Source organism: Streptomyces sp. NPDC008150 (genome assembly GCF_042956945.1).
Classification (GTDB): Bacteria; Actinomycetota; Actinomycetes; order Streptomycetales; family Streptomycetaceae; genus Streptomyces.
In genome coordinates this window covers 114,012-126,504 of the sequence record NZ_JBIBHJ010000020.1, presented here as the reverse complement: position 1 = coordinate 126,504, position 12,493 = coordinate 114,012, and the positions used below count along the sequence as shown (strand labels likewise).

The 12,493-nt window shown below is 71.3% G+C and carries 12 protein-coding genes and 1 pseudogene; 10 read left to right on the top strand and 3 right to left on the bottom strand.

What is annotated here, in order from left to right:
- Nucleotides 1–124: 124 nt before the first annotated feature.
- The 9 genes and pseudogenes from ACFZA0_RS34660 (at nucleotide 125) to ACFZA0_RS34620 (ending at nucleotide 8,195) form a co-directional block, all read left to right on the top strand.
- Nucleotides 125–769, top strand: a complete 645-nt coding sequence (locus tag ACFZA0_RS34660) for an HAD-IA family hydrolase (RefSeq protein ID WP_391024383.1) — start codon at nucleotides 125–127, stop codon at nucleotides 767–769.
- Nucleotides 770–874: 105 nt separating this feature from the next.
- Nucleotides 875–1,621: a VC0807 family protein gene (locus tag ACFZA0_RS34655; RefSeq protein ID WP_391024381.1), complete on the top strand. Its 747-nt coding sequence runs from the start codon at nucleotides 875–877 to the stop codon at nucleotides 1,619–1,621.
- Between the two features lie 31 nt (nucleotides 1,622–1,652).
- Nucleotides 1,653–3,032: pseudogene (locus tag ACFZA0_RS34650) on the top strand (MFS transporter); the annotation flags it as partial.
- Nucleotides 2,983–4,155, top strand: coding sequence for an acetoin utilization protein AcuC (locus tag ACFZA0_RS34645; RefSeq protein WP_391024379.1), 1,173 nt, complete (start codon nucleotides 2,983–2,985; stop codon nucleotides 4,153–4,155). The pseudogene ACFZA0_RS34650 and the gene ACFZA0_RS34645, both read left to right, overlap by 50 nt.
- A 175-nt stretch (nucleotides 4,156–4,330) precedes the next feature.
- The gene (locus ACFZA0_RS34640) at nucleotides 4,331–5,146 is read left to right on the top strand and encodes a phosphatase (RefSeq protein WP_391024377.1); all 816 of its coding nucleotides are present in this window, start codon (nucleotides 4,331–4,333) and stop codon (nucleotides 5,144–5,146) included.
- 129 nt (nucleotides 5,147–5,275) lie between these two features.
- Nucleotides 5,276–5,485 (top strand): helix-turn-helix domain-containing protein, encoded by a 210-nt coding sequence (locus ACFZA0_RS34635; RefSeq protein ID WP_093781815.1) that lies wholly within the window; start codon nucleotides 5,276–5,278, stop codon nucleotides 5,483–5,485.
- Nucleotides 5,486–5,594: 109 nt separating this feature from the next.
- The gene (locus tag ACFZA0_RS34630) at nucleotides 5,595–5,693 is read left to right on the top strand and encodes a 30S ribosomal protein bS22 (protein ID WP_003948845.1); all 99 of its coding nucleotides are present in this window, start codon (nucleotides 5,595–5,597) and stop codon (nucleotides 5,691–5,693) included.
- A 304-nt stretch (nucleotides 5,694–5,997) separates the two neighbouring features.
- A complete protein-coding gene (locus tag ACFZA0_RS34625) occupies nucleotides 5,998–7,059 on the top strand; it encodes an NAD-dependent epimerase/dehydratase family protein (RefSeq protein WP_391024389.1) in 1,062 nt (353 codons plus the stop codon).
- 14 nt (nucleotides 7,060–7,073) lie between these two features.
- A complete protein-coding gene (locus ACFZA0_RS34620; protein ID WP_391024374.1) occupies nucleotides 7,074–8,195 on the top strand; it encodes a 1-acyl-sn-glycerol-3-phosphate acyltransferase in 1,122 nt (373 codons plus the stop codon).
- Between the two features lie 98 nt (nucleotides 8,196–8,293).
- Here ACFZA0_RS34620 and ACFZA0_RS34615 read toward each other — a convergent pair whose 3' ends face one another.
- The 3 genes from ACFZA0_RS34615 to ACFZA0_RS34605 all read right to left on the bottom strand — a co-directional run bounded on the left by ACFZA0_RS34615 (nucleotide 8,294) and on the right by ACFZA0_RS34605 (nucleotide 11,811).
- Complete coding sequence (locus ACFZA0_RS34615; protein ID WP_391024372.1) at nucleotides 8,294–9,556, bottom strand: DUF5667 domain-containing protein; 1,263 nt, start codon at nucleotides 9,554–9,556, stop codon at nucleotides 8,294–8,296.
- 206 nt (nucleotides 9,557–9,762) lie between these two features.
- Nucleotides 9,763–10,521 carry an ECF subfamily RNA polymerase sigma factor, BldN family gene (locus tag ACFZA0_RS34610; RefSeq protein ID WP_391024370.1) on the bottom strand — a complete coding sequence of 253 codons (759 nt, stop codon included), beginning with the start codon at nucleotides 10,519–10,521 and terminating at the stop codon, nucleotides 9,763–9,765.
- Nucleotides 10,522–10,884: 363 nt separating this feature from the next.
- A complete protein-coding gene (locus ACFZA0_RS34605) occupies nucleotides 10,885–11,811 on the bottom strand; it encodes an HAD-IB family hydrolase (protein ID WP_391024368.1) in 927 nt (308 codons plus the stop codon).
- A gap of 206 nt (nucleotides 11,812–12,017) precedes the next feature.
- On the opposite strand from ACFZA0_RS34605, the gene ACFZA0_RS34600 reads away from it, so the two are divergent.
- The gene (locus ACFZA0_RS34600) at nucleotides 12,018–12,305 is read left to right on the top strand and encodes a glutaredoxin family protein (protein ID WP_391024366.1); all 288 of its coding nucleotides are present in this window, start codon (nucleotides 12,018–12,020) and stop codon (nucleotides 12,303–12,305) included.
- The last annotated feature ends 188 nt before the right edge of the window (nucleotides 12,306–12,493 follow it).

The following is a 12,493-nucleotide window of genomic DNA, read 5'->3' as shown; positions in this document are numbered from 1 at the left end:
TGCAGGGGGGACCCTGTGGGAGAGTAGGACGCCGCCGAACAATTTTTATGGGAGAGCCCCACACCGTATGGTGTGGGGCTCTTTCGCATTTCCGGAGACATTCGCGGTCGTTTATCGTCGGAGGATGCGCTACGACCTCGTGATCTTCGACAACGACGGTGTGCTCGTCGACAGCGAGCCCATCTCCAACACGCACCTCGCCGCGTACCTCACGGAGCTCGGGCACCCCACCACGTACGAGGAGGCGCTGCACGACTACATGGGGTCCGCGATGCACCGGATCCACGACCTCGTGGCCGAGCGCACCGGGCAGCGGCTGCCGGCCGACTTCGACGACGTCTTCCACGCGCGTGTGTTCGCCGCGTTCGAGCGGGAGTTGGAGCCCGTACCGGGTGCCGTCGACGTCCTGGCGAAGCTGGCGGCGGACGGCGTTCCGTACTGCGTCGCGTCGTCCGGGAGTCACGAGCGGATCCGGGTGGGACACCGCAAGACCGGGCTCGACCGGTGGTTCGAGGAGGGGCGGGTCTTCAGCTCGCAGGACGTGGGGCGGGGCAAGCCGGCGCCCGACCTCTTCCTGTACGCGGCACGGCAGATGGGCGTCGCGCCCGAGCGGTGCGCGGTGGTGGAGGACAGCCCGCTGGGCGTGCAGGCCGCCGTGGCCGCCGGGATGGACGTGTACGGGTTCACCGCCATGACGCCCGCCGAGCGGCTCTCCGGCGCCGACCGGCTCTTCTCGACCATGGGGGAACTGCTCGACCTGCTGGCCTGAGCGGTGGCCTGACACGTGGCCCGGCGTACGCCCTGACATCTGTCATGCACAGCTGTGGACGATCGTTCCTACCGGGGGACCTGGGTCCTTCGCGAAGCTGAGGGCATGACGAAGAACTCGGACAACCGCCGTGGTCACCTCGCGAACCTGCTGCCGCTGGTCCTGGACGTGGCGGTCCCCGTGGGGTCGTACTACCTGCTCAAGGACGCCTTCGGCGTGAGCACGTTCGTCGCGCTCGCCGCCAGCAGTGTCGTGCCGGCCGCCCGTACGGTGTGGAGCGTGGTCAAGGACCGCGAACTCAACGGGCTGGCCGCGCTCATCCTCTTCGTGAACGTCGTGGGCCTCGCAGTCGGCTTCGCCACCGGTGACCCGCGGACGATGCTGGCCAAGGACAGCGCGGCGAGCAGCGCGATCGGCATCGGGATCCTCGTCTCCGTCGCGTGCGGGCGGCCCATGATGACCGCCGGGCTTAAGCCCTGGCTGGTCAAGGGTGTCCCGGAGCGCGAGGCCGCGTGGGAGCGGCTGGCGGCGGGGTCGAGGGCCTTCCGGCGGGCCGAGCGGGTCTTCTCGCTGGTGTGGGGAGTGGTGCTGCTCGCCGAGTGCGTCGTGCGCGTGGTGGGTGTCTACGTACTGCCCGTGGACACCATGGTCTGGCTGGGTTCGGTGATCCTGGCCGTGGCGATGCTGCTCGGTTTCCTGCTCGGGGGTGGCCTGGCCGCCGGGCCGATGGTGGCGATGCTCGCCGCCGAGGTCCGCGGCGGGGAAACCGCGGAGCGGACGCCGGCCGGCGGCGAGGTCCCCGCCGCCGCCTCCCGCGTCGCCGCCGGACAGGTCTCCGCGAGCGCCGCGTAGCAGGTCAGCGCCCTGCGGGGAGAGGCGTGACCGTCCGGCACGGGCCGGGTGCGCGGGGAGGTGGCGGGCGGGGCCGGAGAAGCTGAAACGAATTCATCTTTTGCGGATCTACCCATCGGTACACGGGGGCCCTACGCTCGCCGCCATGACAGATGTGCTGCGGCGCGGCAGGGCCTCCCTGGCGTTCAGTTTCTTCGCCCAGGGGGCCGCCTTCGCCCTGCTGGTGACGCGGATCCCCGCCATCCAGGACCGTTACGGGATCTCCGACGCGCTGCTGCCCGTCTTCCTCGCGGCGGTGCCGATCCTCGCCGGCGTCGGCAGTGTGACGACCGAGCAGTTGGTGAAGCGAATACCGCCCAGCCGTCTCCTGCGCTGGAGCCAGCCGACCGCGATGCTGGCGCTGCTCGGGGTCGGTGCCGGCGACCGGCTGGTCGAAGTGGCCGTCGCGCTCGCGGTGTTCGGGCTCTCCGTCGGGGCGCTGGACGCGACGATGAACATGCTGGGGGTGAGCCTCCAGCGGGCGTACGGCCGCAGCATCATGCTCGGCTTCCACGCCGTGTACAGCCTGGGCGGCATCCTCGGCGCCTCCCTGGCGTGGGCGGGCGCGCACTGGCACCTGGCCCTGTGGGTGTCGTACCTGCCGGTGGTCGCGGTGCTGGTCCCGGCGGTGCTGATCGGCAGCCGCTGGTACGTGGACGGCACTCCCGGGGCGGCCGGGGCGGAGGGCGTCGCGGGGCTTCAGGGCGGGGAGGGCGGTCCCGGTGCCGCCGTGGAGGGCGCCGGTTCGCACGGGACGGTCGTCTTCAAGCTGCTGCTGCCGCTGTGCCTGGTGATGACGTTCGCGTACATCGGTGACTCGACCGTCTCCAACTGGAGCGCGAAGTACCTCCAGGACGTGCTGGGCAGCTCCGAGCAGCTCGCGACGGTGCCGTACAACGTCTACATGGTGACCACCCTGCTGGGGCGGTCCATCGGGGACTTCGGGGTGCGGCGCTTCGGCGCCGTCGTGGTGGTCCGGCTCGGCACACTGGTGGCGGCGCTCGGCTTCGCGGTGGTGGCGCTGGCCCCGGGCGCCTGGGTCGGGATGCTCGGCTTCACACTGCTGGGCCTGGGGCTGTGCGTGCTGGTGCCGCAGACGTTCGCGGCGGCCGGGCGGCTGTTCCCGAACGCCTCCGACGCGGCGATCGCCCGCCTCAACATCTTCAACTACGTCGGATTCCTTGTCGGTTCGCCTCTCGTGGGCGCGCTCGGCGACGCGTGGAGCTACCGCGGGGCGATGCTCGTACCGATGGTCCTGGTGCTGGTGACGCTGGTGTACGCCCGCTCGTTCGCGCCGCACGCGGACCGATACGGTGGCGAGCATGAGCGGGCGCGCACAGCTGATGTGGGACCAAGCGGTAACGGGATATGACTTCGGTCCGGACCACCCGATGGATCCGGTCCGCCTCGCGTTGACCCGGAGCCTGGTCGACGCCTTCGGACTCGACCGGGACCTCGCGGTGGTCGCGGCGAAGCCGGCGGGTGCCTCGACGCTGCGGCTCGTGCACCGACAGGACTACATCGACGCGGTGCGGGCGGCCTCGGCGGACCCGGCCGCGGCCGACGTCTCGTACGGGCTCGGCACGGAGGACGACCCGGCGTTCGCGGGGATGCACGAGGTGTCCGCGCTCATCGCCGGCCAGTCGGTGGGGGCCGCCGAGGCGGTGTGGCGCGGTGAGGCGCTGCACGCGGTGAACTTCAGCGGCGGGCTGCACCACGCGATGCCGGGTGCCGCGTCCGGCTTCTGCGTCTACAACGACGCCGCGCTCGCGATCGCCCGTCTGCTGGAGCTGGGCGCCGAGCGGATCGCGTACGTCGACGTGGACGTGCACCACGGGGACGGTGTGCAGGCCGCGTTCTGGGAGGACCCGCGGGTCCTGACCGTCTCGCTGCACGAGCACCCGCGCACCCTGTTCCCGCAGACCGGCTGGCCGGAGGAGACCGGCGCGGACGGCGCCGAGGGCAGCGCGGTGAACGTGGCGCTGCCGGCCGGGACCGGGGACGCGGGGTGGCTGCGGGCGTTCCACGCGGTGGTGCCCGAGCTGCTGGCCGACTTCCGGCCGCAGGTGCTGGTGACCCAGCACGGCGCCGACTCGCACTTCGAGGACCCCCTCGCGCACCTCGCGGTGTCCCTGGACGCGCAGCGGGCGGTGCAGGTCGCCTGCCACGAGCTCGCGCACGAGCACGCGGACGGCAGGTGGGTGGCGCTGGGCGGCGGCGGTTACGCGGTGGTCGACGTCGTGCCGCGGTCGTGGACCCATCTGGTGGGGGTGGCCGCCGGCCGTGAGATCGAACCGGAGTCGGCCGTGCCCGAGAGCTGGCGGCAGGAAGTCTTCGCACGCACACGGCAGTTGGCGCCCTCGCGGATGACCGACGGGCGGTGGCCGGTGTCCTGGGCGGACTGGGAGGCCGGTTACGACCCCGCGGACCGCCTCGACCAGGCCGTCCTCGCGGCCCGCAGGGCGGTGTTCCCGCTGCGCGGACTGCTCGCCTAGCGGCGGGTGTTCGCGCCCGCGCGGCCGAGGGGGTGCCGCTCGGCGGTGCCAAGTCCCGGCGTGCGTGGGGATGTTGTGGCCGGGTCCCCCGGCCGGTCGGACCCGTTACGCCGACTGTGCGGTGTTTTCGGCTTTCCGGCCCGTCCGCGCGCCCCAATCGGCAAGCATCGCGGTCGTGTTGAGCACCGGCGCGCTGCGCGCGCATCTGCTGGCCGCCCGTCTCGCCGGGCCCGTGGCCACGTCCCGCGAGGAGAGCCTGCGCAGCTACCGGCTCTTCGCGGCCCGGGACCCCAGGGTGTTGATCGGCCTGAATCCCGCATGGTCGTGGGACGAGCGGGACCTGATCGGACTGATGGCCGCCAAGTGTGGAGTTTCGGCTGATCCTCTGCATACTTCGGGGTGTGATGTGATTGATCCGGAGAGGACGCTGGCGGCGCTCGACGCGTTCGCCGAGCGGCTCGCCGCGGCCGTCCGCTCCGGTGTCCCCGTACTGCTGGGGACCGGTCACCCGCACCGACTGCTCACCTTCTACGCCGAGTTGGCCGGTGCCCTGTCGACGGCGGGGTGTACTGTCCTCACCCCCGCGTGGGGTCACTGTGTCGACATAACGACCCGGTTCGGTCTACGCACCTACAACCTCGACTACGTTCGGGGCGTCGGGTTGGTGCGGGACCCGGGCCCACTGCGCCCCGGTTGTGAGCCGGGCGTGCACACCCACTCGCCGCTGCCGGTTCGTACCGTTCTGGCCGCCGCGGCGGAGGCCGGCGGACCGCTTCCGGGCTTGGTCATCGGGGACCACGGGTGGGTCTGCGGAGCAGGTCAGCTGGGGTTCGAGGCCATTGGGCTCGCTGATACGGACGACCCCGCGCTCTTCGTCGGGGAGGCGGAGGGGCAGGTGTCCGTCGCCGTTCCACTTGATGACGCTGTGCGGTCTGATTACTACCGGCCGCTTACCCGCTACGTACTCAATCGAGCGTGTCTGTCACGGTAGGCCGCCGATGGGTGTACCTCTTCCCCATTCGCATCACACGCCCCTAGTCTGGGGAGTGAGCACGCAACGACGAAGAGTCACCGGAAGGGGAAGCCGGTGACCGTCGAGTGCGGAAGGTTCAGGTGTGTCATGGCTGCTGGCGAGAGGCCTCTGAACGAGGTCCAGTTCCTTACCGTGGCGGAGGTCGCCTCGGTGATGCGAGTGTCGAAGATGACCGTGTACCGGTTGGTGCACAGCGGTCATCTGCCCGCGATCCGGGTGGGGAGGTCCTTCCGCGTCCCGGAGCAAGCGGTCCACGAGTACCTCCGCGAGAGTTATGTGGGGGTCGAGACGGCCTGAGACGGCCTCGATTACGACCTCAGCGCTCGGGCGGGTAGGCTGGCCCCTTGTAGGTCGTATGGGCCCATGGCGCCCAGCACCGAGTGATGAGAAGTGAGCGAGGGTAGTCGTGGGCTCTGTTATCAAGAAGCGGCGCAAGCGGATGGCCAAGAAGAAGCACCGCAAGCTGCTCAAGCGCACGCGCGTTCAGCGTCGCAACAAGAAGTAAGCGACGCCGCAAAGCGTGTTCCGTGGCCCTCCACCGGTATCGGTGGGGGGCCACGGCCATGTCCGGAGCCGGGCCGCGCGGCCCGGCGCGCGGGCTCCCGCACCGCCCGCGGTCATCACGGGGCAACATCCTGCGGCTAGGTTGGCCGCACCGTGGGAACACGGCGGGCCGGTACCGGCGCCGCCGCGGGTGCGCGCGTCCCGCCCGCCCGCGTGGTGCGATGCGGTACTAAGGGGTCGGGGCCGGGGGACCCGGGAACCGAGGACCACGTGTCCCGCCGAGCGCGGGAGGGAAGGTGCTGATCTTGGGGAAGGTCGTGCTCGTGACCGGGGTCGCCCGGCAGCTCGGAGGCCGCTTCGTGCGGCGGATCCAGCGTGACCCCCGGGTCGACCGGGTCGTCGCGGTCGACGCCGTCCCGCCCGAGCACCACCTGGGCGGTGCGGACTTCGTGCAGGCGGACATCCGGCATCCCGGTATCGGGCGGGTGCTCGCGGAGACGTCCGCCGACACCGTGGTGCACCTCGACGTGACGGCCACCCCCCTCGGGAGCGGCAGCCGCACCTCGGCCAAGGAGAACAACGTCATCGGCACCATGCAGTTGCTCGGTGCCTGCCAGAAGTCCCCCACCGTCAAGCGGCTCGTGGTCAAGTCCAGTACCAACGTGTACGGTTCCGCGCCCCGCGACCCCGCCGTGTTCACCGAGTCCACCGACGCGAAGTCCCTGCCCAGCGGCGGCTTCGCCAAGGACGCCGTGGAGGTCGAGGGCTACGTGCGCGGCTTCGCGCGGCGCCGACCCGACGTCGCCGTGTGCGTGCTGCGCTTCGCGAACATCCTGGGGCCCACCGCCGACTCCCCGCTCGCCTCGTACTTCGCGCTGCCCGTGCTGCCGACCGTGTTCGGCTACGACCCGCGGCTCCAGTTCGTGCACGAGGACGACGTGATCGACGTGCTGCGCGTCGCCGCGCACGAGCCGGAGCGGGGCACCCTCAACAGCGGCACGTTCAACATCGCCGGCGACGGCGTCCTGCTGCTGTCCCAGTGCTCGCGCCGACTGGGCCGCCCCACCGTGCCGTTGCTGCTTCCCGCGGTCACCTGGGCCGGCTCGCTGGTGCGCACGCTCGGGGTGACCGACTTCTCGCCGGAGCAGATCCGGCTGCTCACCCACGGGCGGGTCGTGTCGACGGACCAGATGCGCGAGACGCTCGGCTTCTCGCCGAGGTACACCACCGCGGAGACGTTCGCGGACTTCGTCCGGGCCGCCGGCCCCGGACTCCTGCCGCCGGAGGTCCTCGCGAGGGCCGTCGAGCGGGTCGCGGCACTGCCCGTCGCGGGCGGTGGCCGTCCTCCGACGCCGAGCGCCAACTGAGGAGCGCACCAACGATGGCGGACGCCAAGGTCATTCCGTTCGACGACGACCGGTCCCGCGGGACCTCCGTGCCGCGCCCGTCGCGGCGCCGGAGCGCCGCGGGCAGGCGCACCGGCCCGGCCGGCGGCAAGCCGGCCGCGGTCCACGAGATGCAGCAGCCCCTGCCGGGAACAGCACCCGCGCAGGATGATGTACCGATGCCCCGTGAGTCGCACGAATCGAACGAGACGCACGAGACGCGTGAGCAACAGCCGTCCCGGCAGGCCGCGTCCGTGGGTGGGAACGAGGCCGGGCCCGGCCGCCTCGAACGCCGGGTCGCCGGCGGGCTCGCCTTCCTGCGCCGTCGGCTCACCGGCGACTACGAGGTCGACGACTTCGGCTACGACGCCGAACTCACCGACCAGGTCCTCATGTCGCTGCTGCGGCCGATGTACGAGAAGTACTTCCGCGTCGAGGTCAAGGGCATCGAGAACATCCCCGCCGAGGGCGGCGCCCTGATCGTCGCCAACCACTCGGGGACCCTCCCGCTCGACGGGCTGATGCTCCAGGTCGCCGTGCACGACCACCACCCCGCCGACCGCCATCTGCGGCTGCTCGCCGCCGACCTGGTGTTCGTCCTGCCCGTCGTCAACGAGCTGGCCCGCAAGCTCGGGCACACCCTCGCCTGTGCCGAGGACGCCGAACGGCTGCTGGGGCAGGGTGAGTTGGTCGGGGTGATGCCCGAGGGGTTCAAGGGGCTCGGCAAGCCGTTCGGCGAGCGGTACAAGCTCCAGCGGTTCGGCCGGGGCGGGTTCGTGTCGACCGCGCTGCGGCACGGCACACCGATCGTGCCGTGCTCGATCGTCGGCGCCGAGGAGATCTACCCGATGATCGGCAACGCCAAGACGGTGGCGCGGGTGCTGGGCTTCCCGTACATGCCGGTGACGCCGACCTTCCCGTGGCTCGGGCCGCTCGGCCTGGTGCCGCTGCCGACGAAGTGGACCATCCAGTTCGGCGAGCCGATCCGTACGGACATGCATCCGCCGGAGGCCGCCGACGACCCCATGCTGATGTTCAACCTGACCGACCAGGTGCGCGAGCAGATCCAGCACTCGCTGTACAAGCTGCTGGTGCAGCGGCGGTCCGTGTTCTTCTGACCCGTCGCGCTTCCGGCCCGTCTCCTCCGGCGGCCGGGCACGCACGCGAGTCGGGGCGCCCCCTCGCAGGAGGCGCCCCGACAGGTGTCGCTCGTGCGCTAGTCGGCGTCCTCGCTGTCGATGCCCAGGCCCGGGAGCAGCCCCGGGAGCAGCGGCGGGATCGTCACGTCGGGGTCCGCCGACGGTGTCCTGCTCGTCGACGGCGACGCGCTGTCGCTGTCCGCCGGCGGGTCCAGCAGTCCGCCGCTGTTGCCGCCGAGCAGGCCGTCGTCCGTCCTGCCCCTGCTCTTGCCCGAGTCCGTGGACCCTCCGGACGGGCTGTCGCTGTGGCCCTGGCCCTCGCTCGCGGACGACGAGCCGTGTCCGGCGCTCGGCGCGGCCGACCTGCCCGTGCCGGACGAGGAACTGCCCGTCGTGGGCCCGGCGCTGTGCCGGCCGCCGCCGCTCGTGCCGCCCCTGGCCGGGGGTTCCGGGAGCAGCGACTTCAGCGGGGCGACCTCGTCGTCCATGGCGTCGAACATCGACGAGACCTGGTCGCCGACGTCCCCGAGCTGCACCGGGAGCTTGTCCCGCATCGCGCCCCAGGCCTGGCGGTGCGAGCGGGAGAAGGCGTCGAGTGCCTGGATCGGGCGCAGCGAGCCGGGGTCGCGCTCGTACGCCTCGTGCAGCAGGCGGTGGCCCTCGGAGGCGTCGTGCTGCATGCCGGACAGGGCGCGCCGGATCTCGTTCAGCGACTCGTGGTCGAGGTGGCCGCCCCTGCCCCGTTCGAGGAGGCGGCGGGCTTCGCTCATCCGGGTCGAGGCCTGGTCGAGGTACATCTGGCCGCGCTCGTCCTCGCCGTGGGCCAGGCCGAGCTTGAAATCCTCTATGCCCCGCTTGAGGCCGTACAGGGAGTCGCCGGGCAGCGCGTCGGAGCTGGCGGCGGCCACCCCGCCGAAGGCACCGGCCGCGACCCCGACGCTGAGTCCGCCCGCGGCGAGGCCCTTCGTCAGGCGGGACCGCGGGCGCAGTTTGGCCAGACCTGTCGCCCGGTGCGAGCCCCTGGCCCGGTGGGAGCGCTGCTCGGGCACGGACGGGTCCGCCGCGCCACCGCCCAGGGTGCCCTCCTGGAGCATGGCTTCCATCGCCGCGACCAGTTGGGCGCGCTGGACCACCTTGACCTCGGGGTCCAGCTCCGGCTTGGGCAGCTCGGCGAGGCCGGTGGCGAGGGCAAGGAGACGGCCCTGCTCGGTCTGTTCCACGGCGGCCGGGACAGGTGCCGATCTTTCGGACTGTTCGGCCGCAGTGCCCTCGTCGGACTGGTCCTCCAGGGCCTGGGCGAAGGCGTTCGCCCGCCGGTGCGCCGATACGTTTGCGATCACTGGCGGCACCTCCTCTCATCATGACGGTCGACTCCCGCGGTTGAAGAGCGACCACAGGGAGGCTGTATCCCGCACAACGAGCGGCTCGGCACTTGGGTTACGCGCGGCGGATGATCGGATCGCGAAGTCAACAGACTTTCACGGAAGGTGAGTTGGCGATTGCGGAGCGTGTCGGAGGGTTCCGGGCGGAGCCGGTCCCGCCCCGCTCAGCGCGCGTCGTCGGGGAGGAGCCGGGCCAGCGTGCGCACGGCCCGGTACTGGAGGGTCTTGATCGCGCCCTCGTTCTTGCCCATCACCCGCGCCGTCTCCGCGACGGACAGCCCCTGGAGGAAGCGGAGCGTCACGCACTCCTGCTGCTGCGGGTTGAGCCTGCGGACCGCGTCGAGCAGCGCCGCGTTCGACAGCGACTCCAGGACGGAGTCCTCCGGTGAGCGCTCGACCTCGTTCGCGTCGAGCATCTCCCCGGTGGTCACCTCCAGCCGGAAGCGGCTCGACTTGAAGTGGTCGGCGACCAGGTTCCGCGCGATGGTCACCAGCCACGCGCCGAAGTCCCTGCCCTGCCAGGTGAAGGTGCCGATCCTGCGCAGCGCGCGCAGGAAGGTCTCGCTGGTCAGGTCCTCCGCGGTCGCCTTTCCGCCGACCCGGTAGTAGATGTAGCGGTAGACCGTGTCGCTGTACTGGTTGTAGAGGCGCCCGAAGGCGTCGGCCTCGCCGGCCTGCGCGCGCTCCACGAGGTCCATCATGCGACCGCTGTCACTGTCGCGGGCCGGACGGCGTGCGGTGGTCGCCCCCGTGGAGCGGCCTCGTCTGCCGACCGCCGCGCTGCTCTCGGCCAGTGCGTAGCACGGGCCGGACGGCGTGGCGGTGGCGAAGGCCGGGACGGGATACGTGGTGGGGACGACACCGCGCAACATGTTGCGCAACGCCGACAGGCCCGAGGCGTCAACCCCGACGTGTGGGTACACGGGACTCCCAGAGGCAGAACTTCCATCACGTGCAGTGCGGGACCGTTCACCCGTCGTAGCGACGGAGGGGTACCGGTTTGCGTCTGAGGAGAATAACGCTTCGTACAGGCGCTGCTACACCCAGTTGCTCAAATCATCGATTACGTCGCTTCCGTAACCGATTGCCGTCCCGTCAAGTACCGCAGAGTGACCGTTCGTTGATCGATTCGGTTCGTCTTCCGCCTGTGTCCGGGGTGTGTTGTGGCGGTGTGCAGCCAACGCGACCGGCCAGGCGGTTGCGCGCGTACATCCATGGGATTCCCTGATTTACGGCAGGGGTGACCGGATCAGGTGGTGCCGGTTGATTGCGGGGAGTGGTCGTTCTCAGCGCCGGCGGCGGTGCAGGGCGATGGCCGCGGCCGTGCCGCCGGCCACCGCGCCGACGCCCGCCGCGGCGGGGATGCCGACCTTCGCCGCCTTGCGCCCCGTGCGGTAGTCGCGCAGGCGCCAGTCCAGGTCGCGGGCGTGCCTGCGCAGCTTCGCGTCCGGGTTGATGGCGTAGGGGTGGCCCACCAGCGAGAGCATCGGGATGTCGTTGTGCGAGTCGCTGTACGCGGCGCACCGCGACAGGTCCAGGCGTTCGGCGTGGGCCAGTGCCCGCACCGCCTCCGCCTTCGCCGGGCCGTGCAGCGGTTCGCCCACCAGGCGGCCGGTGTAGACGCCGCCGACCGACTCCGCGACCGTGCCGAGGGCGCCGGTCAGGCCGAGGCGGCGGGCGATGACCTGGGCGATCTCCACGGGGGCCGCCGTGACCAGCCAGACGCGCTGCCCGGCGTCCAGGTGGGCCTGGGCGAGCGCGCGGGTGCCGGGCCAGATGCGCTCGGCCATGTACTCGTCGTAGATCTCCTCGCCGATGGACTGGAGTTCCGAGACGCGGTGGCCCTTGACGATGGAGAGGGCCGAGTCGCGGGCCTCCTGCATGTGTTCCGGGTCCTCGACGCCGGCCAGGCGGAACCAGGCCTGCTGCCAGGCGAACCGGGCCAGGTCGCGGGTCTCGAAGAACTTCCGCTTGTACAGGCCCCGGCCGAAGTGGAACAGGGCCGCGCCCTGCATCACGGTGTTGTCCAGGTCGAAGAACGCGGCGGCGCGGTCGTCACCGGGCACCGGGAACTCGGGTTCCGTGTCCGCGGGGGACGACGCCTGTTCTTCCTGGGTGGACTTGCGTGCGGCCTCCGCCGCGGCCTCGCCCGCCAGCACGCTGCGGGCGGTGGCGGAGCGCCGACGGGGAGTGAGCCATCCGAGAGCGGCCATGGCGTGAGCATAGCCAGTTTGTTCGGTGCTTCCCGAGTCGAGAGGTTCGCAGGCTGTGAACTCTCCGCGACCGCGTGGTTAAAGAAGCGCGCCCGCGCGCGTGTCGCGGGGCGCGGCGGCGGGGCGGGGGTGGCACGGGGACGGGGTTCCCCGGGGGTCCCGGGGGCTGTCCGCGGGGTGTTTCCGCGGTGTGGTTCCGCGCGAGAATGGGGCCCATGAGTGCGCTCTTTCGCAAGGGATCCGGTTCGGGCGGTTCGGCGGGGCGGGTGGTGACCCTGGTGCGCAAGCCCGGGTGCCACCTGTGCGACGACGCCCAGGTGGTGGTGGAGAGGGTCTGCGGCGAACTCGGGGTCGTCTGGGAGGCCAAGGACATCAGCGTCGACGCGGAGCTGTACGAGAAGTACTGGGAGCAGATCCCCGTCGTCCTCGTCGACGGGGCGCAGCACACCTTCTGGCGCGTCGACGAGAAGCGTCTGCGCAAAGCCCTCACATAGGGAACGGCGTCTTCCGAGCCGCCCCCGGGTGCGGTGCGCACGGTCCGAGTGGTCCTGAAAAGTCACTTAGGATCTGAGGCGGCTGTGCCTCGGGGGAGGGAATCGTTGAGGAGAGTGTTCGGTTTTGCCCCCAAATCGAGAGGCACGACGGTACTCGCGGACCGGTTCCGGCGGCGCACGCCGGGGGC